Origin of the sequence: Bordetella hinzii LMG 13501, assembly GCF_001548475.1 — a bacterium.
GTDB lineage: Bacteria > Pseudomonadota > Gammaproteobacteria > Burkholderiales > Burkholderiaceae_B > Bordetella > Bordetella hinzii.
In genome coordinates this window covers 1-24,495 of sequence record NZ_LRUJ01000028.1, presented here as the reverse complement: position 1 = coordinate 24,495, position 24,495 = coordinate 1, and the positions used below count along the sequence as shown (strand labels likewise).

24 protein-coding genes are annotated in these 24,495 nt (G+C 65.6%); 6 read left to right on the top strand and 18 right to left on the bottom strand.

The window, feature by feature from the left end:
• Window positions 1-4: 4 nt before the first annotated feature.
• From cheB to AXA74_RS16960, 6 genes are read right to left on the bottom strand one after another with little or no spacing between them, the layout of a single operon-like run.
• Window positions 5-1,036, bottom strand: a complete 1,032-nt coding sequence (cheB, locus tag AXA74_RS16985) for a chemotaxis response regulator protein-glutamate methylesterase (RefSeq protein WP_032978342.1) — start codon at window positions 1,034-1,036, stop codon at window positions 5-7.
• On the bottom strand, window positions 1,033-3,261 hold the full coding sequence (locus AXA74_RS16980; protein ID WP_032978345.1) for a hybrid sensor histidine kinase/response regulator: 2,229 nt from the start codon (window positions 3,259-3,261) through the stop codon (window positions 1,033-1,035). Before AXA74_RS16980 ends, cheB begins: the two co-directional genes overlap by 4 nt.
• Entirely contained in the window at window positions 3,258-3,884 is a 627-nt protein-coding gene (locus AXA74_RS16975; RefSeq protein ID WP_029578805.1) for a chemotaxis protein CheW, read from the bottom strand. Before AXA74_RS16975 ends, AXA74_RS16980 begins: the two co-directional genes overlap by 4 nt.
• Window positions 3,877-5,121, bottom strand: a complete 1,245-nt coding sequence (locus tag AXA74_RS16970) for a CheR family methyltransferase (protein ID WP_032978348.1) — start codon at window positions 5,119-5,121, stop codon at window positions 3,877-3,879. The genes AXA74_RS16975 and AXA74_RS16970 overlap by 8 nt, the downstream gene beginning before the upstream one ends.
• Window positions 5,118-5,621, bottom strand: a complete 504-nt coding sequence (locus tag AXA74_RS16965; protein ID WP_029578807.1) for a chemotaxis protein CheW — start codon at window positions 5,619-5,621, stop codon at window positions 5,118-5,120. Before AXA74_RS16965 ends, AXA74_RS16970 begins: the two co-directional genes overlap by 4 nt.
• Window positions 5,622-5,626: 5 nt before the next feature.
• Entirely contained in the window at window positions 5,627-7,246 is a 1,620-nt protein-coding gene (locus AXA74_RS16960) for a methyl-accepting chemotaxis protein (protein WP_060833233.1), read from the bottom strand.
• Between the two features lie 573 nt (window positions 7,247-7,819).
• On the opposite strand from AXA74_RS16960, the gene AXA74_RS16955 reads away from it, so the two are divergent.
• The 4 genes from AXA74_RS16955 to AXA74_RS16940 all read left to right on the top strand — a co-directional run bounded on the left by AXA74_RS16955 (window position 7,820) and on the right by AXA74_RS16940 (window position 11,578).
• Complete coding sequence (locus tag AXA74_RS16955) at window positions 7,820-9,052, top strand: autotransporter outer membrane beta-barrel domain-containing protein (RefSeq protein ID WP_032978351.1); 1,233 nt, start codon at window positions 7,820-7,822, stop codon at window positions 9,050-9,052.
• A gap of 48 nt (window positions 9,053-9,100) precedes the next feature.
• Window positions 9,101-9,748, top strand: a complete 648-nt coding sequence (locus AXA74_RS16950; RefSeq protein WP_029578810.1) for a LysE family translocator — start codon at window positions 9,101-9,103, stop codon at window positions 9,746-9,748.
• Between the two features lie 476 nt (window positions 9,749-10,224).
• Window positions 10,225-11,040 carry a prohibitin family protein gene (locus tag AXA74_RS16945; RefSeq protein WP_223850570.1) on the top strand — a complete coding sequence of 272 codons (816 nt, stop codon included), beginning with the start codon at window positions 10,225-10,227 and terminating at the stop codon, window positions 11,038-11,040.
• Between the two features lie 61 nt (window positions 11,041-11,101).
• Window positions 11,102-11,578 carry a PaaI family thioesterase gene (locus AXA74_RS16940; protein WP_032955339.1) on the top strand — a complete coding sequence of 159 codons (477 nt, stop codon included), beginning with the start codon at window positions 11,102-11,104 and terminating at the stop codon, window positions 11,576-11,578.
• Here AXA74_RS16940 and AXA74_RS16935 read toward each other — a convergent pair.
• Window positions 11,557-12,180 (bottom strand): HD-GYP domain-containing protein, encoded by a 624-nt coding sequence (locus AXA74_RS16935; protein WP_230588813.1) that lies wholly within the window; start codon window positions 12,178-12,180, stop codon window positions 11,557-11,559. The two genes, AXA74_RS16940 and AXA74_RS16935, sit on opposite strands and share 22 nt — an antisense overlap.
• Before the next feature lie 218 nt (window positions 12,181-12,398).
• Between AXA74_RS16935 and AXA74_RS16930 the strand changes: the two genes are divergently transcribed.
• Window positions 12,399-12,659 (top strand): hypothetical protein, encoded by a 261-nt coding sequence (locus AXA74_RS16930; RefSeq protein WP_032964051.1) that lies wholly within the window; start codon window positions 12,399-12,401, stop codon window positions 12,657-12,659.
• Between the two features lie 18 nt (window positions 12,660-12,677).
• Here AXA74_RS16930 and AXA74_RS16925 read toward each other — a convergent pair whose 3' ends face one another.
• The gene (locus tag AXA74_RS16925) at window positions 12,678-14,432 is read right to left on the bottom strand and encodes a monovalent cation:proton antiporter-2 (CPA2) family protein (RefSeq protein ID WP_029578815.1); all 1,755 of its coding nucleotides are present in this window, start codon (window positions 14,430-14,432) and stop codon (window positions 12,678-12,680) included.
• A 306-nt stretch (window positions 14,433-14,738) separates the two neighbouring features.
• Between AXA74_RS16925 and AXA74_RS16920 the strand changes: the two genes are divergently transcribed.
• Window positions 14,739-15,545, top strand: a complete 807-nt coding sequence (locus AXA74_RS16920; protein WP_197723104.1) for an AraC family transcriptional regulator — start codon at window positions 14,739-14,741, stop codon at window positions 15,543-15,545.
• Here the strand turns inward: AXA74_RS16920 and AXA74_RS16915 are convergent.
• From AXA74_RS16915 to AXA74_RS16875, 10 genes are all read right to left on the bottom strand, one after another.
• Entirely contained in the window at window positions 15,542-16,096 is a 555-nt protein-coding gene (locus AXA74_RS16915; RefSeq protein WP_230588814.1) for a DUF2514 family protein, read from the bottom strand. The genes AXA74_RS16920 and AXA74_RS16915 overlap by 4 nt on opposite strands.
• Window positions 16,097-16,107: 11 nt before the next feature.
• A complete protein-coding gene (locus AXA74_RS16910; protein ID WP_032978359.1) occupies window positions 16,108-16,512 on the bottom strand; it encodes a M15 family metallopeptidase in 405 nt (134 codons plus the stop codon).
• Window positions 16,513-16,515: 3 nt separating this feature from the next.
• Complete coding sequence (locus AXA74_RS16905) at window positions 16,516-16,914, bottom strand: hypothetical protein (protein ID WP_312026036.1); 399 nt, start codon at window positions 16,912-16,914, stop codon at window positions 16,516-16,518.
• A gap of 116 nt (window positions 16,915-17,030) precedes the next feature.
• Window positions 17,031-17,219, bottom strand: a complete 189-nt coding sequence (locus AXA74_RS16900; protein ID WP_060833232.1) for a hypothetical protein — start codon at window positions 17,217-17,219, stop codon at window positions 17,031-17,033.
• A complete protein-coding gene (locus AXA74_RS24265) occupies window positions 17,197-17,574 on the bottom strand; it encodes a hypothetical protein (protein WP_032978369.1) in 378 nt (125 codons plus the stop codon). Before AXA74_RS24265 ends, AXA74_RS16900 begins: the two co-directional genes overlap by 23 nt.
• Complete coding sequence (locus AXA74_RS16895; protein WP_080700926.1) at window positions 17,571-21,296, bottom strand: host specificity protein J; 3,726 nt, start codon at window positions 21,294-21,296, stop codon at window positions 17,571-17,573. Before AXA74_RS16895 ends, AXA74_RS24265 begins: the two co-directional genes overlap by 4 nt.
• Entirely contained in the window at window positions 21,293-21,895 is a 603-nt protein-coding gene (locus tag AXA74_RS16890) for a tail assembly protein (RefSeq protein WP_032978371.1), read from the bottom strand. The genes AXA74_RS16895 and AXA74_RS16890 overlap by 4 nt, the downstream gene beginning before the upstream one ends.
• On the bottom strand, window positions 21,883-22,707 hold the full coding sequence (locus tag AXA74_RS23965) for a C40 family peptidase (protein ID WP_080700927.1): 825 nt from the start codon (window positions 22,705-22,707) through the stop codon (window positions 21,883-21,885). The genes AXA74_RS16890 and AXA74_RS23965 overlap by 13 nt, the downstream gene beginning before the upstream one ends.
• A complete protein-coding gene (locus tag AXA74_RS16880) occupies window positions 22,707-23,450 on the bottom strand; it encodes a phage minor tail protein L (protein WP_032978376.1) in 744 nt (247 codons plus the stop codon). Before AXA74_RS16880 ends, AXA74_RS23965 begins: the two co-directional genes overlap by 1 nt.
• Window positions 23,451-23,452: 2 nt before the next feature.
• The gene (locus AXA74_RS16875) at window positions 23,453-24,025 is read right to left on the bottom strand and encodes a hypothetical protein (protein ID WP_051593923.1); all 573 of its coding nucleotides are present in this window, start codon (window positions 24,023-24,025) and stop codon (window positions 23,453-23,455) included.
• Between the last annotated feature and the right edge of the window lie 470 nt (window positions 24,026-24,495).

Genomic DNA, 24,495 nt, shown 5'->3' with positions numbered 1-24,495 from the left:
GGTCCTAGTCGAGTAATTGCCGGGAGGCGGCGGGAGCAAGGGCCTGCTGCAGGCGAGGCCCGATCTGGGTCAACGGCAGGATCTCGGTGGCCGCACCCATGGCGGCGGCGGCCTTGGGCATGCCGTATACCGCGCTGGTCGCGCGATCCTGGGCAAGGGTGAGGAAGCCGCGGTCACGCAGGGCTTTCAGGCCACGCGCGCCGTCCTGGCCCATGCCGGTCAGCAGCACGCCCGCCGCGCGGCCGCGCCAATGCCGGGCGACACTGTGGAAAAAGACATCGATCGAAGGGCGGTACAGGCTCTCGCGCGGATCGGCCGTGTAGAAAAGCGTGCCATCGGCGCGCATGGCCAGATGATCGTCCGAGCCGGCCAGCAATGCCGTGCCCGGCATGGGCGGCTCGCCGCTGGCGGCCAGGCGCACCGACATGGGCGACTGCTCGTCGAGCCAGGCCGCCATGCCGGGCGTGAAGACGGCATCGACGTGCTGCACGATCACCACCGCGGCCGGGAAATCGGCCGGCAAGGCCCTCAATACCTCGGCCAGCGAGGGCGGCCCCCCGGCCGATGCGCCGATCACCGCCAGCGGCATTTCGCCTTCGGCCGGCGCGGGGGGCACCTCCCGCTCCGTTGCCGCGGTTTTCTTGCCGATCAGCCAGCCGATGTTGCGGATCTTGCGCAGCAGGGGCCGGGCGGCAGCCCGCGGGTCGCCGCGCCCCAGCACGGGCGTATCCACCGCATCCAGCGCCCCATGCCCCATGGCCTCGAACACCATGGACGTGTGGCGCAAGACGTCGGAGGTCACCACGATGATGGCGCAAGGCGATTGGGCCATGATGCGGCGCGTGGCCTGCACGCCGTCCAGACCGGGCATCATCAAATCCATGAGCACCACATCAGGCGTATCGGCCGCGCACAGGCGCACCGCCTGGAGCCCATCGCTCGCCACCCAGGCCACGCTCAGGCTGGCCTCGTAGGCCAGCGATCGCCGCAAGGCCTCCACGGCCAGGGGCATGTCGTTCACGATACCGATTCTCACTTGTCAGGTTCCCCGATCAAGTCTTCGACCGCCTGCATCAGCGCGTCGTCGTGAAAGCTGCTCTTGGCAAGGTAGTAGTCGGCGCCGGCATCCAGCCCGCGCTGCCTGTCCTCCTCGCGGTCTTTATAGGAAACCACCATGACCGGCGTATCGCGCAGCCGGGCGTCCGCCTTCAGGCGCGTGACCAATTCGATGCCATCCATGCGCGGCATATCGACATCCGTGATGACCAGGTCGAAGGTTTCGCCGCGCAGCATATTCCAGCCTTCCATGCCGTCGACAGCCACGGCGACATCGTAGCCACGGTTGAGCAAGAGCTTGCGCTCCAGTTCGCGCACCGTCAATGAATCATCCACCACCAGCACCCGGCGCCGGGCGCGGGCCGGGGCGTTGGCCGCCGCGCCGTCCATGCGCGGCACTTCACCGCCCTCGACCCGTTGGCGCACCGAGGCCAGCAAGTCCTCGACATCCAGAATCAGCAGCGGCGTGCCATCGTCGAGCAGCGCGCCCGCCGATATGTCGCGCACCTTGCCCAGCCGCGGGTCCAGCGGCTGGGCCACCAGCGTGCGCTCGCCCACATAGCGGTCCACGGCCACGCCATAGCGCGCGCCGTGGTCGCCGATCACCACGACGCTCAAGGTTTCGGCCGGCGCGGGTTCGGCCCCCAGGCCCAGCACCTGGCGCGCGGACACCAGGCCGATGGACTGATCCTCGAAACGGAAATACTGCCGTCCCTCCAACTGGCCGATCTCCGTCCGCGGCACGTTCAAGGCGCGCGACACCGCGCCCAGCGGAAAGGCGTAAATGTCCCCCCCGACCTCCACCAGCAGGCCGCGCACGACGGATAGCGAAAGCGGCAACTCCAGCGAAAAGCGCGTGCCCTGTCCCGGCTGCTGCTGGACCCGGACGCTGCCGCGCAATTGACGCAGCATGCTCTGCACCACGTCCAGCCCGACCCCGCGGCCGGAGATCTCGGTCACTTCGCCCCGGGTCGAGAACCCCGGCAGGAAAAGGAATTCCAGCAGCTCGGCCTCGGACAGCCGCGCCGCGGTCTGGCCATCGGTCAGGCCACGGTCGATCACGCGCTGGCGCAGGCTTTCGATATCGATGCCGGCGCCGTCGTCGGCCACATCGATGACCAGGCGGCCTCCGGCGTGGCGGGCGCCCAGGACGACGCGGCCTTCCGGCGCCTTGCCCGTGGCGGCACGGACCTGAGGCGTTTCGAGGCCGTGGTCGACGGCGTTGCGCACGAGCTGCATCAGGGGCGCGTCCAGCTTGTCGATGATATCGCGGTCGACCTGGGTATCCTCGCCCAGGATCTCCAGGCGCGCCTGCTTGCCCAGCGAACGCGCCAAGTCGCGCGCCACACGCGGCAGGCCTTGCACGCAGTCGCCGAACGGCCGCATCCGGCAGGCCAGCGCGGTGTCATACAGCCGCTGGCTCAAATCCCCCAGACGCCAACCGAAGTGCTCCACTTCCTGTGCGCGCTGGCCCAGCTCGTCCTGTACCTGGCGCAGTCCGCCCGCCACCTCATCCAGCGCCCGGCGCAAGTCCGCCGGGGTCTGCCCGGCCTCCAGCGCCGCGCGGGCCCGCTCCAGTCCGCGCAAGGCCTGCGCATGGAAGCGGCGCAGGCGCTGCAACCCGTTGCCCCAAGGGGCGATCCAGTGAGACTCGACCAGGCTCTGGCTGGACAGGCCCAGCAATTGATTCAAGGTATCCGCGGTCACGCGCAGCACCCGCTCGCCCTGCTGCGCCTGGATGTCAGGCCGGTCGGCCTGGCGCCGCTGGAGCACGGGCATGACGGCGGGCTCGGCAACCGTCGCGGGTGCTGCCGCGGCCGCCGGCTCACCGCTGCATTGCAGGCGGCGCGACCAGGCCTCGATCTCCTCTTCGGAAGCGGCGTCGGACTGGGCGGCGCGCTGCAACAGATCGGCCCCCTGCAACAAGGCGTCAATATCGGCCGGGCCGAGCCGCAGCCGCATCTGCTGCGCGGCCATGAGGCAATCTTCCATGGCGTGGGCCACGCGCACGGCCGGCTCCAGGTCGACGATGCGCGCCGCCCCCTTGAGCGAGTGGGCCGCGCGCATGCAAGCTTCGATATGGTGCATGCCCGCGGGGTCCTTCTCCAACGCCAGCAGCCCGGTGTTGAGCACCTGCACCTGGCTGCGGGCCTCCATCTGGAACAATTCCAGCAACGACGCATCGCGCATTTGTTCCGGGTTCATGCGAGGCAGCGCTCCAGGGCTTGCATCAGGGTAGTGTCGTCCAGCACGCCAACCAGGCGGCCGCCGCAACGCGCCAGGCCGCGCGAAAAGCGCGCCGGCGCGTACTGTACGGTGGTGGGCAGCGGCTCCAGCGTCGCGCCATCCAGACCGTAAATGCCGGAAACCTCATCCACGGGCAGCACCAGACGGCGCCCGCCCTTGCCGAAAATCAGCATGCGCGGCCGGGCACTGCGCGGCTCGCCGGCCAGATCCAACAAGGCCGCCAGGGACAGGCAGAGCGTCAGCGTGCCGCGGATATTGGTCAGGCCCAGGATGGCCGGATGGCGTTGATGCGGCAGCCGATGCACCGGCCCCACCGCGGCCACTTCCTCCAGCGACCGGCTGGGAAGCGCCAGCCACTCCGCCCCCACGCGGAACACCAGCACCATCAGCGTGGCGGCGGCGGTGCGCGCCGGCGCGGGCGCAAGCGCGACCTCCTGTGGCGGCAGGCGATCCAGCACCGCCTTCGCGGCGGCGGCATAGACCCCGCAATTGCGGCAATGGACGGCCAGGGGCAGGCGCGCGCAGGATTGGTCGCCCTGCACGCCGATGCGGTTCCAGCAATCGTCCAGGGTCTCAGCCATGCGGGGCCTCCCCGCGCGAGGCGCGCGCCCGCAGGCGGCGCGCCTCTTCCTGGTTGCCCGCAGCCTGCAGCAGGGCGGCCAATTGCAACAGGGCCTGGCGATGCGCCGGATCGAGATAGAGGGCTTTGCGATAAGCCTCCTGCGCCGGCCCGGCCTGCCCTGCCGCATCCTTGACCAGCCCGCGCAGATACCAGATCTGGGCGCTGGGCCCATGACGATGCAGATGGGCCTCGCTGGCTTGCCAAGCCTCTTCCAGCCTGCCCTGGTCGGCCAGGGCCGCCACCTCGCGCAAGGACTCGCCGTCGGCCGCGGCGCCAAGCCGCGGAAAGGCAATCCGGGCCGGCGCCGGGACGGGCGTGGGCGGCGTGGGCGGCGTGGGCGGCGTGGGCGGCGTGGGCGGCTTGGGCGGCTTGGGCGCCGGGCGTGGGGCAAGGCGCGTCCGGGGTGCGGCGCTGGCAGGCGGCGCAAGGCTTGGCGCCGCGGCGAAGGCGAAAGCCCGCGAGGGCGGCAAGGCCGGATGACCGCGCGCGGTCAGCAGGCTGGCTTCGGCCGGCCCGACAAATATGGCGCCGTCACGCCGCACCAGCCGGGTCAGCACCGCCAACGCACGGGTCTGCGTCGCGCTGTCGAAATAGATCAGCAGATTGCGGCAAAACACAAAATCGTAAGGCGGCAGCGCCGACAGCAGCCCGGCGTCGAACAGATTGCCATGCACAAAGCGCACACAGTCCATCACCGCTCGCGACAGCTGGCCGTCACTGCTGAAATAACGCTGGCGGAAGGCCTGTTCGCCGCCGCGGAAGGCATTGCGCCCATAGCGGCCGATGCGCGCCTGCTCCAGGGCGCGCTCGCTCACGTCGACCGCGTCAATGCGGAAGGCCGAGGGCGGCAAGCCCGCGTCGAGCAGGGCCATCGCGATGGAATATGGCTCTTCGCCGGTCGAGCAAGGCAGGCTGAGCAGGCGCAGCTCGCCGCCACGCCGCAGCGCCAATTGCGCCAGCGCCGATAATGATTCCGGATAACGGAAGAACCAGGTCTCAGGCACGACCACCGCTTCGATCAACTGCCGGATCTCTTCTTCACTGGCCTGCAGATACGACCAGTAGCCTGCTTCGTCCTTCTCGCCTATGGCTTGCATGCGCAGTCTTACGGCGCGCAAGACCGCGGCCTGACCAATGGAGGCACAATCCAGGCCGATGCGGCGCTTCAGCAGTCCGCTGAAATCGGCTCCGCTCATGACGCCTCCGGGTAAAGCATTGCCCGGACCGCCTCCCCGAGCATGAGGCCGACGTCGGCGCGCTGGATCAGGCCGAGCCCATCGCGGATGACAGGTCCCAGAAAGGGCGCGCCGTCCTGGCGCAATCCCGCCGGCTCGAAACCGTCGGGGTCCAGCCATAGCGTATCCGTCGCCCCCGCCAGTATCAAGCCAAGCAAATGAGGCGTCTCCCGGCCGTCGGGCGCATAGTGCACCACGGCCAGCCTGGAACTGGTCAGGCGGGGCGCCGGCGCCGCGCCGGCCGCGGCGCTGACGTCGATCACGGGCACAGGATGGCCGCGATAGTCCAGCAGGCCCGCTACGCAGTCGGGCGTGCCCGGCAGCTGCTTCAATGGCACACGGCCCAGCACTTCGACCACCTGCGCGCAATCCAGGGCGTACCGGTCCCCGTCGATACGGAACGCCAGATACAGGCGCCCGCGTCCGTGCCGGGCAGAGGATTCAACGGACGGGCCGTTCATGGCGGCTACACCTTGAAGCGGGAAACGCCACTGCGCAGGTCATTGGCCACGACGGTCAGATCGTCAATCGCCTGCGCGGACTGGCGCAGCGACTCGACCGTCTGCTGGGCCGCATCGCCCAGTTGCTGCAACGCCTGGTTGATCTGTTCGGCGCCAACCGCCTGGGCCTGCATCCCTTCGTTGACCATCTGCACGCGGGGCGCCAGCGTCTGCACCTGCTGGATGATCTGCGACAGCTGCTCGCCGACCTCCTGCATATCGGCCATGCCCCGGCGCACTTCCTCGGAGAATTTATCCATGCCCATGACACCCGCCGAAACAGCCGACTGGATCTCGCGCACGATCTGCTCGATGTCGTGGGTGGCCACGGCCGTCTGATCCGCCAGACGCCGGATTTCGGTCGCTACCACGACAAAGCCCCGGCCATACTCGCCGGCCTTTTCGGCCTCGATCGCGGCATTGAGCGATAACAAATTGGTTTGGTCGGCGACCTTGGTGATCGTGGTCACGACCTGATTGATATTGCCGGCTTTTTCATTGAGCACGGCGAGCTTGCCGTTGACCGAGCCGGCCGCGCCCACCACATTGCGCATGGTGTCTTCCATGCGGCCCAGCCCGATCTGGCCACGACCGGCCAGCTGGGCGGTCTGATCGGCCGCGCCCGCAACCTCGTCCATGGTGCGGACCAGATCCCGCGACGTAGCCGCGATCTCGCGCGATGTCGCGCCGATCTCGGTGGTCGTGGCGGCCACTTCCGAGGCCGTGGCCTGCTGCTGCTTGGCCGTGGCCGCGATCTCGGTCACCGAGGTCGCGACCTGCACGGCCGAACGCTGCGTGCGACCCACCAGGCCGGCCAATTCCTCCACCATGCCATTGAAGCCTGTCTCGATGGCGTTGAACTCGTCGCGCCGCGCCAGGCGCATGCGTCCGGTCAGGTCGCCGCCGCCCACGCCGGCCAGCGTGGCGACGATCTCGCGCATGGGCTTGTCGATGGCGCGCATCAGCAAATAGCCGCAGATAATGGCGGCCACAATGGCCAGCGCCAGCGACACGAGCATGCCCTTCTGCGCGTTGTCTACGGTGAGCTGGATGCCACGGGTCGAGGCGTCGGCCTGCGCCTTGTTCTCGGCCACGATGCGCGCCAGCACGTCACGGCCGGCATTGAAGGCGCGGCGCAGCTCGGTACGGATGAAGCGGCGCGCCTCCTCCGGTTCGGCAATGGATTGCGCCGTCAGCACGCGCTCGCGCAGGGTCTTGTAGGCCGCATAGTCAATCAGGAAAGCCTTGAAGAGTTCCCGATCGTCTTCCCGCATGATGGTCTGCTCGTAGGCCCGCACGAACTCATCCAGCGCGCGGTCATTCTCCGGCACCGACTGCAAGCCGTTGCGCCGCTGCTCGGGATCTTCGTGCTCGTAGGTATCCTGCAGCCCGACGAAGCCGCCGAACCAGGCCGCGCGGATTGAAGTGCTGTAGTAGATGCCCGGCACCGCGTCGGCGCTGATGATGGAGACCTGCTCCTCGATGTGCCGCAGGCGGTTGTAGTCCAGGCCCGAGGTCAGCCCCATGATGGCGAGAATGACCAGAAAACTGACCAGTAAACGCTGGCGGAGCGTGAAGTTCTTCATCGGATGGCCCTAGGTGTCCTAGCTTGGGCAATTATTGCAGCACCACGCCAGTTAACACATAAAGCTACCAACTCTTTCGCCATCCTACGCCCGCTTTTTCGTCAAAGCGCACCTGAAAACAACAGTCTGTCCCCGTTACGGCAGCTACCGCTGGCGGCCAGCAAGCGGCCACGCCCGGCTGTCAGCGACCGGTATCCGGATAGTTCGGACCGGGATCATGAAACCCGCCGCTGCTGTAGGGATTGGCCGCGCCCGGATGCGGCGGCCCGGGATGGGCGAACGGGTTCGAGCCGCCGGCACAGCCGGCCAACAACAAGATCAGGCAGCTCAAAAGCAAAGCGCGGACATTCATGATGGTCTTTGGACTAAGCCAATTCCATTAAGTCTGTAGGAAAAGTCTTTGATAAACCCCGTCACGCAGCCGGCCTGCTCGGACTTGATGTTATTCAGTCTGATAAGACGAGGCCGGGCGATCGAAACCCGTGTCCAACGAGAAGAATTCTATCTCGTTACTTCACTTTATTTCGATATAGCGCGGTGATCCACAAGAAATCACCTCGCTCGCCAACCGCCATGAAACCCTTCGCTGCAGGGCTGGCCCTGCTCATCGCCGCCAACTCCTCCGCTTCGGCTTCGTCCGGCCGTCCCACCGCTCCCGCCCTCGGCGGCCTGCCGCCAGCGCCGGCCATGCTGGCCGGCGCCGGCCTGGCCGGCGCCCCCGACGCCGTGCGGGACGCACAGCGCAACGCGCGCGCCGCCCTGCGTGGCAATTGGCAGGACCTGATGCAAGGTCACGCCCCCATGCTCCAGGAGGCCGCGGCCCTGCCTCGCGCCGCGCGCGCCGGCCGTCTGGCCCACGCGCTCTACACCTTGTCCGGCGCCATCTACGCCAACACCGCCGCCCAGGCCAGCCTGGATCACGCCGCGACGCTGGATCCCTTGCGCCGGGCCCTGTCCTCCGGCCGCCCCATGCTGTTCACCGACGCCGGCCGTCGCCAGACCCATTGGCATCCCAAGTCCTTCGAAGGACTGCACGAGTCGCGCCTCGAAAGCCTGCTGGGCGGCGTGCTGCCGGTCTCGGAATACTGGACCCTGGGCGCTGCGGTCTACGGTATGAGGAGCAAGGCCATCGAAAGCTATGAACGGGCCACGCTCGATACCGTCCGCGGACGCGGACATGGTGTCCTGCTGGGTGCGCGCCTGGGCAAGACAGAAACCGGCTATCTCGATCTGGTTGCGGGCTATGGCAGGGATCGCCAGGAAGTCACGCGCAATCTCTCCCTGGGCCGCGGAGTGCATCGCATCGGCGCCGCCCCCGAGTTGCGGCTGAGGCAGGCCCGTCTGACGGCGGGTCGCCAATGGCAGCCCGCCAGCCGCCTGGCCCTGACGCCGGAACTCGGCGTGGCCCTCGGCCAAGGCGAGCGCAGCGCCTTCCGCGAGGCGGGCGCCGGCGGCTGGGGCCTGCGCGCCAAAGGCAGCAGCGACACCACCGCCACGCTGCTGGCCGGACTGACGGCCCAATACCGCTTCGCGCTGGCGGGTCTGCCGATGCACGCCGTGGGCCGGCTGGCCTGGCAACACGACCTCGACCGGCGCGACTATCGCGCCCGGGGCGGTTTCACGGGCCGGCCGCTGGCGCAGGCGCGCAGCGCCCAATGGGACCTGCCGCGGGGCCGCCTGCAAACCGGCGTAAGCCTGCAGGCCCAGGTCAGCGAGGCGCTCAGCCTGGGGCTCGCCTACGACGCCATGTTGGCCAGCGGCGCGCGGAGCCAACGTGTCGGCCTCGACCTCGGCTATGCCTTCTAGGCCGGGCGCGGGCTACACTGCGGTCTTCCGCTTTCCGCCCTGCCCAGCATGCCCACCTTGCAGACCCTTCTGCTCTTCCTGGCCGCCGACCTCGCGCTCAAGCTGACGCCCGGCCCGGACATGGCCCTGACCTTGACGCGCGGCATGACGCAGGGGTTCCGGATTGCCTGGCTCAGCGTGCTGGGCACATGGTCGGCGGGCTTTGTGCAGATCCCGCTGGTCGTCCTGGGCCTGGCGGCCCTGTTCCAGCACTCGCCGCTGCTGTTTTCGGCCGTCAAGATCCTGGGCGCGCTCTATCTGGTCTATCTGGGCGCGCGCGCCCTGCGGCGCTGCGCCCGGCCGGCGGCGGGTCTGGCCGCGGGCACGCAGGCAGGGTCGGCGCGCGATGCGTATTGGCAGGGGTTGTTCACCAACCTGCTCAATCCCAAGGTATTTCTCTTTCTGGTGGCGTTTTTGCCGCAATTCACCGACCCGGCCCGCGGCCCGGTCTGGCTGCAGATGCTGCTGCTGGCCTTGGTGTCCAAGATGCTGGGCCTGGGCACCGGTGCCTGCTTTGCCTACGGCGCGTCGCGCATCCGCGGCTGGCTGATGCGCAACCCCTGGTTTTTGCGCCTGCAGGAAGGCCTGCTGGGCGCGGCGATGCTGGGCATCGCCGGCTGGTTGCTGCTCAACCGGGATCCGCTGCCCGGACGGTAAGAGCGGCTCTGAGACGCTCGCCAAGAATCTGTCGAAATGTACCATGTGGCGACATCTTCTTTCGCACCGGCACACCCTATCGGTTCCGGAAAATATCCTTCCCTGACAGCGACTTAGCGCTCCCATCCGGCGAGGCCGCGGCCTCGCGCCGCCATAAAACAGGCCATGCCGCCATGGCTTGGCGCGTGCCAGCCAGAAATCCTATCTTTTCGCTGCCGCTTGGCCGTCTATCATTCGGCCGCGTCCATATAAGGGAGGGATAACCATGCGCACCGTATTGATCCTGATCGGGGCGGCGGTCGTCGCTTTTTTTCTGGTCAAGGGCATCAAAGCCTATTTCGCCGAACGCAACGGCAATCGATAGCAGGAGATCCGTAAAGATGGCAAACAAAGAACAACTCCAGGCCGTCGCCGATCAAGCTCGCGGCGCGGTCAAATGGAGTGTGCTGGCACTCGTGGTTTTCGTGGTGATCCTGATGATCACCTTCGGCTCCTGGTTCCAGGTGGACCAGGGCGAACGCGGCGTGGTGCTGCGCAACGGCAAGATTGTCAGCATCGCGGAGCCCGGCCTGGGCTTCAAGATGCCGGTGATCGACACCGTGCACACCATTTCGGTGCGCGACCACACCATTACCTTCGGCGGCAAGGGCTCGGCCGCGCTCGAAGCCTACAGCTATGACCAGCAGCCTGCCAGCCTGCGCGTCTCCATCACCTATCAAGTGCCGCCCGAAAAAGTCTCGGAGCTGTACTCCGAATACCAGACGCTGGGCAATCTCGAGCAGCGCGTCATCGAGCGCCGCACTTACGACGTGATCAAGAATGTGTTCGGCAAGTACACCGCCGCCAGCGCCATCCAGCAGCGCGAGAAGATGGGGATGGACGCCAACGCCGCCATGCGTGCCGCCCTGCAAGAGGTGCCCGTGACCGTGGTCAGCGTGCAGATCGAAGAAGTCGGTTTCTCCAAGGCCTATGAAGACAGCATCGAAAAGCGCATGCTGGCCCAGGTGCAGATCGAAACCACGCGGCAACAGAAACAGACCGCCGAAATCCAGGCCGAAATCCAGGTCGTCCAGGCCGAGGCCGCCGCCAAGGCGCGCGTGGCGGCGTTCAAGGCGGAGGCCGACGGCATCAAGCTGCGCGGCGACGCCGAGGCCGCCGCGATCGAGGCCAAGGCGCGCGCCCTGGCGACCAACACCAATCTGGTCAATCTGAACGCCGTGGAAAAATGGGACGGCAAACTGCCTGAAACCCAGGTGCCGGGCGCCGCCCTGCCCTTTATCGGTATCAAGTAGGCCGCCGCCGGCCGGCGCGGTTAAGCTTGGGGGCCTGTTGACGCCACGGAGAACCTCCGCCATGACCGCGCCCACCGCGCCTGTACTCACACCCGGGCAGCAAGCCCGCGTCCGCCAGAGTTTTGAACGGCAAGGCCTGATGCGGCACCTCGGCGCCACGCTGGCCGAGGTGGCCCATGGCATGGTCAGGATACGCATGCCGTTTCGCCCCGAACTCACCCAGCAGCATGGCTATTTCCACGCCGGCGCCACCAGCGCCATTGCCGATACGGCGGGCGGCTATGCCGGCTACACCCTGTTCCCCGAGGACAGCTCGGTACTGACCATCGAGTTCAAGATCAATCTCGTGGCGCCGGCGCGCGGTGACCACCTGGAAGCCGTGGGCAGGGTCTTGCGCCATGGCCGCAGCCTGACCATCTGCCAGATGGAAGTCTTTGGCCTCGAAGGCGACGCGCGCACGCTGGTGGCCGTGGGCCAGCAGACCCTGATGTGCATGCACGGCAAACCGGACGTGGATCAGGCCGCGGCGGCGCAATAACGCGCGATGGCCCGGCGGGCCGCGACCTCGCGCTCGGGCCAGGGCTTGCGCCCCGCCAGCCGGGGCTCCGCCTCGCGCATGAACAGATCGAAAAGCGCCGGGTCGCATTTGCGCCCGACCTCGCCGGCCAGGATGCCCATGGTCTGCGCATGCGTGCGCTCGCCATGATAGGAACGCGCCGACGAAATCGCATCGTAGGCATCGGCCAGGCTGATAATGCGCGCGGCCAGCGCGATCTCCTCGCCCGCCAGGCCATCGGGATAACCGCTGCCATCGACATTTTCGTGATGATGACGCACCGCGCGCGCGATCTCCTCGCCCAATGGCAAGGCCGCGGCGCGAACGATGCGCGCGCCCATGGCGGAGTGCCCCTGCATGCGGGCCCAGTCCACGCGATCCAGCCGGCCACGGGATTCGAGAATGCGTATGGGCACCGCCAGCTTGCCGATGTCGTGCAGCAGGGCCGCGGCGCCCAGCACATAGCTTTGCGCCATATCCAGGCCGGCGCTCTCGCCCAGGACCATCGCAATACCTGCCGTGCGGCGGGAATGGCCGGCCGTGTGGGGATCGCGGCGGGCCAAGGCCTTTATCAAGCCTTGCATGCGGCCCATGGCACCCGCCTGGACGGGCGCGGCGGGCATCAGCCGCCCATCCCGCGGACGGCGCCCGCTCCGGGGAAGAGACGAGACTCGCTTGGGGATACCGCCAGGGGAACAGACATGAAGAAACCAGACGACTGCAACAACGGCAAATTGTAGCAGAATATGACAGCCAATCCGCGGCGCCCGGGATAAGATGACTGTGTCGACAAGGAGGCACTATGACCGCAAGCAAATGGGATTTCCGCGTTGAACGGCCGACCGGACACGATGGCGACTGGCGGATCGCCTACATCTTGCTGGCACCCGACGGCGGCGAGCAGCGCATCGACATCGAACAACACTACCCTGCCGCCCAGACAGCCATCGCCGAAGCCACCCGGCTGGCCCAGATCCAGGTCGCCGACCTCAATGGCGAGGCGCCCGAATTCAACCCGCCCGATGCCGGCGAAGTCCCTTTTGGGCGGCACACACGGTACTGACGCCGGCCCGGCGCGCCATCAGGGGTGTTTCCTGGCCATATTGCCGAGTATCAGATCCCGCCCCGCAAAAATCCCGCCCGTGGTCTCCAGGGCAAAACGCTCGGCATCGCGGCGGCGCACCTCCTGCATGTACTCGTCCGCCTCCAGATCCGAAGCGCCCAGCGCGCGCACCGCCTCGCGGCCCAGCAGCATGGCCGACTCGAAGGTCTCGCGCACCACATAGTCGGCGTCCTGCTTGACCAGCGCCACGGCATGCTCGCGGTCCCAGGCACGCACCAGCACCTTGGTCTGCGGGCTGATGTCATGCACGTTTTCGACAATGCGCGTGGCGGCGTCCTTGTCGTCGACGCAGACCAGCACCACCTGCATATGGTCCAGGCCCGCCGCGCGCAACACATCACTTCTTGCGCCATCGCCGTAATACACCTTGAAGCCGTACTTTTCCGCGTTGCGGATGACCTCGGGATCATTGTCGATGAGCGAAATCTCGGCGCCGCTGGCCAGCAGACCCTGACTGGCGATCTGCCCCACGCGGCCGAACCCCACGATGAGCACGCAGCCCTTGAGATCACGCGCCGGCTCCACGCCTTCCAGCGAGGGTTGCGGCTTGCGCGCCAGGCGCGCATGAGCCAGCACCACCAGCGGCGTCAACACCATGGACAGCACAATGATGGCCGTCATATTGGCGTTGACCTGATCATTGATCACCTGCCCCTGGTTGGCGGCCTGATACAGCACAAACGCGAACTCGCCCCCCTGGGCCATGAGGATCGCGCGGTCCAGGGCCTCGGCACGCGAGCTACGCAAGACGCGCGCCACCGCGTAAATGCACAGGCCTTTGACCACCATCATCGCGACCACGCCAGCGCAGATCAGCGGCCAGTTGGCCAAGACCACGTCCAGGCGCAGCGACAAGCCCACGGCCAAAAAGAAAAGCCCCAGCAACAGCCCCCGAAACGGCTCGATATCGGCCTCGAGCTGATGGCGAAAACTGGACTCCGACAACAACACACCGGCCATGAAGGCGCCCATGGCCATGGATAGATGGCTTTTTTCCATCAGGACCGCCGCCCCCAGCACCACCAGCAAGGCGGCCGCGGTCATGACCTCGCGCGCCTTGGCACGAGCCAGGATGCGGAACAAGGGATTGAGCAGCCACAAGCCGGCCGCGATCAGCGCGGCCAGCGCGCCGGCGGCGATACCTATGCCCTTCAAGACCTCGCCGGCCTCGCGCGGCGCCGCCCCTGCCGGCGCCAGGAACGCCACGATCAGCAAAAGCGGCACGATCATCAAATCCTCGAACAACAGCACGGACACCACCTTCTGCCCGCCCGGCTGGGCGATATCGCCGCGCTCGCCCAGGATCTGCACCACCACGGCCGTCGACGTCAGCACGAAACCCATGGCCGACACAAAAGACACCGGCAGCGAAAAACCAAAGGCCAGGCCCACGCCGGTCAGCAGGAAACCGCAAACCAGGATCTGCGCGCTGCCCAGCCCGAATATCTGGCGCCTGAGCCCCCACAGATGCGAAGGGCGCATTTCCAGCCCGATCACGAACAGGAACATCACCACGCCCAGTTCGGCAACATGCAGCAAGGTGCCGTCATCCCGGATCAACCCCAGGCCGAAGGGACCGATGGCCAGGCCCGCGGCCAGATACCCCAGCACCGACCCCAGGCCCAGCTTGCGAAACAGCGGAACCGCGACCACCGCGGCGCCCAACAGGGTCAGAACCTGCACCAAACCACTGCCACCCATATCCGCCGCCATGGTCACTCCATCGATGCCCCGCTGCCCGGACGCCACCGCCAGGGCCAGAGCGTTCTGGAGTTATACAACAGCCCTCCGGCCGCCAAGGCCGAACTCGGCGATCGTCCGGGATTCCATGTTGGCGATGGCGCCGACATCGGTATTGCGCGCCCACCCCCAATGTCTTGAAACAGCCACTGGGGGCATCCGCTATCCATGCAGCGATAGTGGCGAATAATCACTATCACGTGGCAAAATAAGCCAACTGCGCCAGCAATCCGCGCTGCACAATGCCATCATCCCGACAATAGGAGGATGCAAGCGCCCATGCCGCCGCCCAGTCAAGACCCCGGGCCTGCCCCGGACATGCGCCAATGGGTGGACTCGCCGCAGGCACCTGGTGTGCTGGCGCTCTCCCTCTCGCATGAATTCGACCAGGCCGGTGCCCGGAAGCACCGCCATGACTCCGGCCAGCTCTACTGCCTCTCGCAAGGCATGATGACGGTCAGGACCGGCAAAGGGCTGTTTGCCAGCCTGCCCCGCTGCGTAGGTTGGATACCGCCCCGCTTCGAACACGCCATCGTCGGCCCCGGCCCGGTCAAAGGCTGGACCGTCTTCGTCCGGCCCGACCAGGTCGCCGGCCTGCCCGAAGGGCCGGCCCTGCTGGCCTGCTCGCGGCTGCTCGAACCCCTGGTCGAACGCCTGGCCGAAAGCGGCCCGGCGGACTGGCATGCCGCGCCCTATCAGCGCATGAGCCAGGTCTTGCTCGACGAACTCCATGCGGCCACGCAGCAGAAGCTCTCGCTTCCGCTGCCCGAGGACCGGCGCCTGCGCGCCATCGCCCGGGTCCTGATGCAAAACCCCGCTGACCCGCGCAGCGGTGCCGAGCTCGCGCTCTGGGCCGGCCTCAGCCCACGCAGCCTGAGCCGCCATTGGACGCAAGCCGTCGGCATGAGCATCGCCAAGTACCGCCAGGTCGCCCGTATCCTCAACTCACTGGATGGCCTGGCCAAAGGACGGGACGTCCAGCAGGTCGCCTGGGACGTCGGCTTCGAAAGCGTCAGCGCCTATATCAACGCCTTCCGGCAGACCTTCGGCTTCACGCCGGGCAAATACCTCGCCACGCGGCCCTAGGGATTCTTTTCAGGCCCCAAGGCGTCGTAGCTGCGCTCACAGCTCAATCCGGCGATACGGGCACGGTCGGCAACGCCTGCAAGCGCCGCAGCTCGATCGACAACCCTGCCGAGCAGGTAGGCGAGCATATCGGCGGAAGCGTCTCTTGGCGCGCCTCTCCCGGCAAGGGCGGGATCTGCGCCGCTTGCGGCTCCAACCAGCGCGTCGGCGCGGGCGCGCATGCGCTCAAGATCGGCACGCAGGCCAGCAGCATCAGCGGCCGCAGCAGCAGCCTGTTTCCGGGCATGTTCACGCTCTTTCTCCACGGCGGCCAGACGCCGCCCGCTCTCCTGGCGCGCGGCCTCGACCGCGCTCAACACTGCCTGTGTCTGGGCTTCCCGCTCCTGTGCGTAGCGGCTTTCCGCCAGGGCCAGCTGCACCGCTATACGCGCCTGCGCGCGGTCGGCGCGGGCAGCCTGTATCCGCCATGCGAACACGCCCGCGGTCACCGCGGCCAATAGGGCGGTCGCGGCATAGCCCTTCCAGCCTCCCACGGCCTGTATCACTCCCATCGTTACCCCCATCACCGCCTCCCCTTCCAATCGCGTGGAATCTGGAAATGCGGCCCATCCCTGAGCGTCCTCCAATCGCCGCCCCACTCCACTGGTACGCCCAACTCGGCGGCAGCGTCCTTCATGACGTTGGCGAGCGCGGCGAACCGCCCCCATTCATTCCAGGGGACACTTCCTTCCACCAGCGGCGCCAGGTCCACGGCTCGGCCCCAGCCGTCAAGCTGGCGCAAATGCAGGCTGTCTTGGGTTTGGCTCGCGCCTTTGGCGACCAGCTCGCGCTGCCGCTCGGGCGCGCGCACCCCCTCGACCACCATGAAGCGCGGCTCATAGCGGCGCGCCGCCATTTCGACCACCGCCACCAGGTTCGGATGCACGCCGGCCAGGCGGGACCGATCCCGATCCGTCAACTGAAACATCGTTCACTCCTCTTTGCCGCGCCTGCGTCCGATCAATTCGTCAAACCAGGCCATGACGCCTTGCTCGCGCATGCGAGCCATCCATCGCATGTAGGCCCCCAACACCCACCAAGCCGGCAAGCCGGCCAGAAGCATGCACGGGCCAAGGACATAGAACAGCGAGAGCAAGGGCTCATCGCCTGACCCGCTGCGTTGCGCCAGCCACAATGCGGCATCGGCCAGCGTAGGCCGCCAGGACAGCACAGCAATCGCCAGCATCGGACCAAAAACAAAAGAACTCACCACCGTGCAGACCGTGCGTGTGACAAACTCCCGCGCCGATCTGGGCGGCATGATCAACATGCCCAAAATGGCCGCGCATGCCGCCGGCAGCCCGAAGGCCAGCCCCAGCTTGAGGGCCAACCAGCCCCCTGCTCCCGTAGTTCCCGGCTCCATGGACACGCTCCTTTCCCGGGTTCGCATTGCGGCCCCCATGGATAAAAAAAAGCCCGCGCAAGGCGGGCAGACCAGAACGGTGTTCACTTCGGGTAATGGTCCTTGACCTTCTGGCAAGCAGATATCCACTGCGTCACATCATCTGACATAGGCACACCCTGCTCCCAGAGCTGAGTGGCCAGCTTCATGATGGCATCAAGCTGGTCGCCGATCGGGGGATACGCTGCGCGACGTGCCGCCGCATAGGGGTCACGGTGCAGAATTTTCTTCAATGGTGTACTCCTTCATCAGATAGGGCCAAGGTGGGATCACCCGCAAGTGGTAATACCCTGGCCAGGCGAATGCAAGTTCCACCTCGGTTTCATCGCAGTCATAGTCCACGCCATTTATTGATATGACGCAGGATTCGACAAGGTTGACGATGCGCTTGCCATCGAGCTCGCAAGGAAATGCCGGGCGTTCGGTCAGCCGGCCATCCACCACGTAATGGCGCTCAAGGTCGGCATGGCCTTCGCGAAGCGCCAGACCCGACCTGAGCAACTCCGCATGGGTCGCTTCGTCAACGTAGTAGGAACCGACCACTTTGCCGTTGTCGTCGGCCAGAAAGTAATGTCTATTTGCTGTCATCGGTAGTAGGTGATCATGTCAACGGAAAGCCTGGCGTAGGTATAGGCAGCGTTCGAGCCCCCGCCCTCAGGGAAGGTCGCCAAGGAAATCTGGACTTTCAAAGAAGAACCTGCCGGCAATGGGTTGTAAGACATGGCCAAGGTCCCGTTGGGCCCCGAAATGACGTTGTACCAAACGCCCGTATCCTTGACGTTGCCATCGCCGACGGCCAGCACGTTGCCGTTGAGCAAGATCCGATAGCGGGCAACGGCGTCGCTTCCAAGACGCTTGGACTGGTCCAGGCGCAAGCCCAGAATACCGCTGGTGTTCTCTGTGATACCGAGCGGAATTGTCATCACGTCATTCCAGACGTCATAGGAAGTCGCCGACGCCGTGTTGGTATTCACGCTGCTCACCGCTCCCGTCACCGCGCCGGCTGCAATACGCAAGCGGTCGACATTGCCAACGCCGATGTTGGCCGTCTTGATATAGGCCGTGTCGACATTGGCCAGCTTGGCAGTCAAACTGTTTGTCTCGATGCGGTCGGCGCTCATCGTGCCGGCCGTGATCTTGGCAGCGTTCAGGCTCTGGATCTGGGCATCGGTGATGCTTGCCTGCCCGATGAAAGCCTGGTTGATGAAGGTCTGCCCATTCTCGACGACGAAAGGCACGGCGACCGTATCAGGCTCGCTGCCGTCCTTTCCCGGCGTCAGGAGCGCAAAGCGGTCGGCAAGGAAATAGCAGGAAGACTGCACATCCCCGTTTTCCGTGGTGTAGACCCCGGCCGCCATGCCGGCTACGTACTTGGTGCCGTTGACGGTCGCCTGCGTCTGCACCCGCCATTCCGCCTTGAGTTTGCCATCCACATCGGCGAAGGCCGTCTTGGTCTCCTGGACCGCGGCGGCGGCTTCCTCGGTCGAGGCGATCACCGTATCAATGCGCTCCGAGAGCGCCCCATCCTCGCTTACCCTGGCGATATGCTCCTCGGTCAGTCTGGCGTCCAAGGCGCCCACACTGCCGCTCAAGCCATCGATTTCTCCCAAAAGGCCCTGGGCCATCTCGTCGCGCCCGATCTTGCCCTCGAGATACCCGAGGATCTCGCTAGCGTCGCTGCTGGCCGCGCCCGCCACGCCCTGCCCGTTCGGATACCAGGGCCCGGGCAAACCCAGCTTATCCACCAGACGTGCCCAAAACCAGAGCCGCCGGCCCGCGGCCAGGCCCATCAGGGTGTGCGATTTCTGGGGATAGGGGAAGGTTCCCAGCAGGATCGCATCATTGAAGTCGGGCGTCTCGGCGTAACGCAGCTCGGTATGCTCGATCACCGCCGCCCCTTCCGGAAATCCCCAGTCCAGCTGGATACCAAACACCAGGCTTTTTGCCGTAAACACCTTGAAAGCCGGCGGTGCGCTCAGATCCCCCTCGAGCTGGGTCTCCATGGACGTCGCCCAGACGGAGGGAATATTCGCTGCATTGATTGCCCTGACCCGCGCGACATAGCTGCCCGCCCTGATATTCTCCAGCGTCAACTCGCAGCTGCCGTTGCGCCCGGCTTCTATCCAATCCGAATTGTCGCGCCGCCATTGCACCTGATAGGCAATAGCCGCATCCGCCGGCTTCCAGGAGATGACCGCGTTGTGTTGTGCGATGCCCTGGTTGATGACCGAATAGGAGGACCACGCCAATTGGCTGGGCGCCGGTTGAACCGACGGCGGGATCACTGTGATGGGCAGAGGATCGAGCTTGGTGCCGTAGTCGACTGCCGCGAATTTGCCCGGTTCATGTTGCACAGCCGCGATTTCCGCTGTCATGCCATCCTTGCGCGCCACGGAAATCACGCGCATCAACTGCGTGGACAACTGTTCGGACTCCACCGACCAGATCGCCTCCGGCGCCGGGCTTTCGGAGAACGGCTGCGTTACCGTGATGGACAAGGTGGAGCCCGGCATCCCCACCATATCGGCAGTGAGGGCCGTGCTATCGACGGTGTAGGTCGTGTTGTCGATTGTGACGAAATGCCCCACGGCCTCGGAGATGACACGCGATTCGCTCACGCCGCTGGGGAGATTCACCACCAACCGGTCGCCCGGCCGCACGCCCAGTTCCACATCCACTGTCAGCACCGTGTCCGTCGCACTGCGGACTCGCCCCCCGATACGGCGCCCGGCGCGATTGGGATCGGCCAGGCGCACCACCTTGCCCGGCGCGACCAACGCCTGGTCTAAGCCGACTTGCCAGGTCGCCGCCTGCGTCTCGCGCTGCGAGGTCAGCAGCGCCCATTTGCCCGCGCGTACGGCCTGTGCGCGGGAAGTACACCCGAAAGCCGTCAGCTCGATGGGCCGGATACCCAGCCGTGCCTGGCCTTCCGGATCGTTGACCACCTCGACCTTGGCGCGCCCCATATCACTGAGATCATTCCAGCTTACCTGCGCCAGGGTATGGCGCTTGCGTAGCGGAGAGCCGGTATAACTGACCCGGCCATCGATGATGTTGGCTGCCGAGAAGGTATAGCTGGGATCGGCGGGGATATCCGCCGCGGCCATGACTGCGCCGCTGGATTCATACACCATGCCACGAAAAATACTGGCCAAGTCGGCCAAGACACGGTAGGCATCCGCCTGGCTTTGCAAATAGGTGTTGCAGCTGAAGCGCCGTTCCTGGCCGCCCAGGCCATCGGGCACCCGCTCGTCGCAATAGCGCGCGATGGGATAGAGCGCCCACTTCAGCATCGACAGGCCGGCAGCCGGCACGAACGCTCCCAGGCCATAGCGCTCGTTGGCGACCAGGTCGTAAAACACCCAGGCCGGGTTATTGGAATAGGCCTGCTTGAAAGCGCCATCCCAAGTGCCCGAATACAGGCCCGACTCCGGATCGTAATTGGCCGGTACTGCCAGGATACGGCCCTTGAAGTGATAGGCGCGCTGCGGCACCGACTGGAACTGGCTGGCGTCAACTTGGATGCCAACCAAGGCCGTCATCGGATGTCGCAACTTGACGTCTACGACTTCGGTCATCGACTGGATGCGCGTGGCATCGGCGATGGTGCTGCTATTGGCATTGGGAGTCAATCGCCGGATCCGGACGTTCCAATGACTATTCGCCTTGGGCAGATCGATCCGGTGAGTACGGGCATAGCTGGAAGTCGTCTTGCCGTCGGCGGCGGCCTGGAGCACTGTCACGAAAGCGCCGTCGTCCGTCTGGATGTCAACCGCGTACTCAATGCGATAACCGTTGATGTCGCCGTTGGAGGTGTTCGCCTTGGACAGGCCGTCAAACTGCAAAGTCACCCGCAGGGCCGATAGCTGCGTATTCATGATTTGGCGCACGAAGGGCTGGTCGGAACGCAGCTCCACGTCCACGCCGATCACATTCTCCGAAGCTGGAAATCCCGCAATATAGTCCTGATCCTGAGTGCCGCTACGGAAATCCGCCATCACTCCCTGGAAGTTCAGGCTGCCGTCGGCATTTTGGACAGGCGTGCCGTCGAGATACACGTGCTGCAGCAGATTGGACAGGCCGCCCAACGGCCCATAGATCGGCCCCTCGGATACCGCGTCCAAGACCTTGGCATAGGCCACGCTGTGCAGGTTATCTGGGACCTCCACCGGCGCCCGCGCACTGCCTCCCCCTTTGCCGCCTTTATGACCGACGATGCGCACGCCACCGCGGCATAAGCCTCCCGCCAGACCGGGCGCCAAAGAAAAAGGGGCTTGCGCCCCAGTGTGTTCTATTGTGCTCATGTTCATGCCTTGTCCTCCGAAAAAATGCCGGCCGACAGCACTTGACTGCCGACGAACATCTCCCCGTAAAGGACGGGATAGCAATTGCCCTGTGCCGCCGTGTTCACGGGCCCGTTGAAGTTATAGCTGGCGCCATTGCCTTGGTTGTCCTTGGCCGACAGGCCCCGAGGCTGGGGCGAAATCATCTGCAGCACCCCTCCCAATAACATCGAAACACCCATGCTCAGGGCCATGGATTTTGCCGTAAGCCCCGCCGTAATCGTGAACCCCTGCATTCCTGGAATAAACGACGCAGCGATAAGCGCCGCGCCCAACACCACCTGGAACAAACCGCCCTGCTTGGCGCCCGCCAGGATCGGCGCGATCCGGATATCTCCCGATCCCGAGGGGTCGTGGATTTCCTGTTCGCCGACATTGCGCCGTCCAATGAAGCACGCGTAGCGCGCGCCGCCCCCCGCCGCGCCAAGAAACTCCCTCTCGAAGCCCGGAATAATCGCGCACAAGGCCGCCGCCGCCTCCGCTACGGAAGAGACGGCAAGCCGGTGCACCCGCCCGAACCTGGCACCCAGCCTGCCGTAGATGCGCACTGTTCTCAACTCTTGCATTGCTCGGCTTCCAAAAAAGAATGGGCCCGAAGGCCCGATGGCTCATCGCTTTGATAGCGCAACCTGAGCCGCGTGATTTCTCGCCAATAACCGCCATACACCACTCGCTCGGAAGGTCGGCCATAAAGATGGTGCAACATAGCGTCCGGCAAGGGATGCAAACACGGCGCCTCCGCCAAGCCTTCGCTGCCCAGGAAAACGCCGCCATGATTGGTACGCTCGCTGTGATGCTGCATCAGGATGACGTCTCCCGTAGCCAAGGGCTCGCCGTCATCGAGCGCGCGGAATCCCGCTTCGGAAAAGTGCGCAAGGTAAAGCTCCTGCTCGCCCTTCCACCAGCCGTCCTGACGCTCAAAATCTGGCAGAGGAATATCGCGCTCACGCGCGTACCAATCGCGAATGATGGAATAGCAATCCAGCACTCCGTGCTCGAAAGGACGGCCCAGCAGCGGTGCCCGATAACCTTCCGGACGAAATCCGCGAACCTCACCGGCCACCACTTTTCCATCTTCGTCCTTGCGGACCGCGACGATGAACCACGGCAAACCGGACGCCTCGCAAGCCACTCGGTCGGCCGCCGATGGCGTGGCAGATGCGTCCGGATGGCTGTGGACGACGGCGACGATACGGCCCATTTCTTCGGCAGCCGCATAATCCTGCGGCGCCATGCTGAAATGATCTATGCCATGGGCGGTATTGCGGCAGGGCACATAACGCTCCAAGCGGCCGACCATGACGATGAGCCCGCAAGCTTCACGCGGGTATTCCGCCACGGCCTGGGCCGCGATGGCTTTCACGGTTCGTTTTAGCATCATCGAATCCTGTCTGCTGATGGCGCGCCGCCAAAGTTGATCACGGCCTCGACGGGGAGCACGCCCTGTTGCGCCCCGAAGCGCAATTGGCAGGCGCTCACCAGGCCCGGGCAACGATCCAGTGCCGGGTCCCGGGTCGGCGTGTTCTGCGCATCGAAATAGGCGTTGTGGCTATAACCACAATACGGTCCTCGATAGCCCCCTATCCACAGCCAATGACAGATACTCGCAGTGATCTGCCGTCCTGGCAGCTTGCGACCATCAAAACTCAAGGCATTGGACAACTCGAACTCGACCACCTCCGGTGTCTCGGAGGTCTTCTGTTCGACGATCCAGACCTCAGTAGGCAACTCCTGGCTGGGATCGGCGCTTGGGTTGCCCCCGGCAAAATTGGCTGGGTCCAGGTATTGCCCCAGGGTCTCCCGCACGGTCAGCGTGGCGCCAACCAGGTCGTCCAGGGCCAGGCAAAGCGAGGAAATGACGCCCGTGCGCTGCCCGCTCTCGGTTTCGCCAATATTCCCCACGGCCAACGTGGGTGCCGGCTGGCGGGCATCGCCCGTGCGCTCGAAGTCGCGCGCCTCGATCGCCCAAGGACGGTATTCCACGCCCTTCCAGAACAAGGACCCCGCCTGCGGATAGCCATGAAAATGCAGAACATCCCCGCCGATCCGGCTGCAGTCCAGTTCGAAGAGCCGGACCAGCACCCCGGGCTCCAGTTTTTGTATATCGGCTGTCACGCCCATGGTCAGGCCTCCCCGTGAACCGGCGGCTCATCGTCCTCCCAGACAATAAGATCCAGCGCTTCGGCTGACTGCGCCGCGTCGATCTGGTCTTCATAGCGCTGACGCCGACCCACCAGCACTTGACTGACCGCCGTGAAAAGCCGCACTTTGGCAAGCGTGCGCTGCCGGAACTCCTGGACATCCATCTGGCGTTGCGCCGCGATGCCATCCAGATAAGGCGTAGCCGCCGCCGGATCGGCGGCCCAGGCCAGAACCTCACTCTTCTGATCCGGCCAAGTCTCCTTCTCCCCTTGCGGATAGCCCTCGGTCAAGACCTGGTAGCGCGCAGCAAAGGACTGATTGATCAAGATTCGGCGCATCGCCTTGAGTTGGGCAAGGTCCGCCACCGGCTCGTTGGACTTGACGTAGCTGACGGTCTCTCCGGGCACCCGCCGCCAGCCTATGCCCACCCCTTCGGGTTGCGGCGTCACACTATGCCCCGGCACGGCAAACACCATCTCCGGCTCCAGTAGGATGACGTTAACGACTTCATTACTCTCGTCATCGACCACAATATGGTTGATCGCTTCGCTCATTACCACCTCACAATGATTACGCCGGGCGCGCCGGCACCGCCCGAAGAGCTGTTCGCGCCGTTGTATCCGCCGCCGCCGCCGCCTCCGCCCGCACCGTACGACGTGCTCGGGGGACTATCGCCGCTATAGCCAGACGTGCCGACAGCACCGCTTCTGGCTCCTCCGCGTCCACCAGGCCCGAATCGAGTTCCGGCCCCCGTGCCCCCGCCACCAGTGACGACATTGACTGAGCCAGAGACGCCATGGGAACCGCCGGGAATCCCGCCGCCGCCGCCAAAGTCATTCGTGGCGTTCAGCCCTCCGGTACCACCGGTAAGTGCCGGGAAAAGCCCTCCCAATGCGGTATTGCCACCGGCATTGGAGGTGTTGGCACCCCCAGCCCCGATGGTCGCGGTGAGGGCTACGCCCGGCGTCACGCTAAACTGCTTCGGCGCCAGGTACTGCCCGGCGCCTCCCCCGCCGCCACCGCC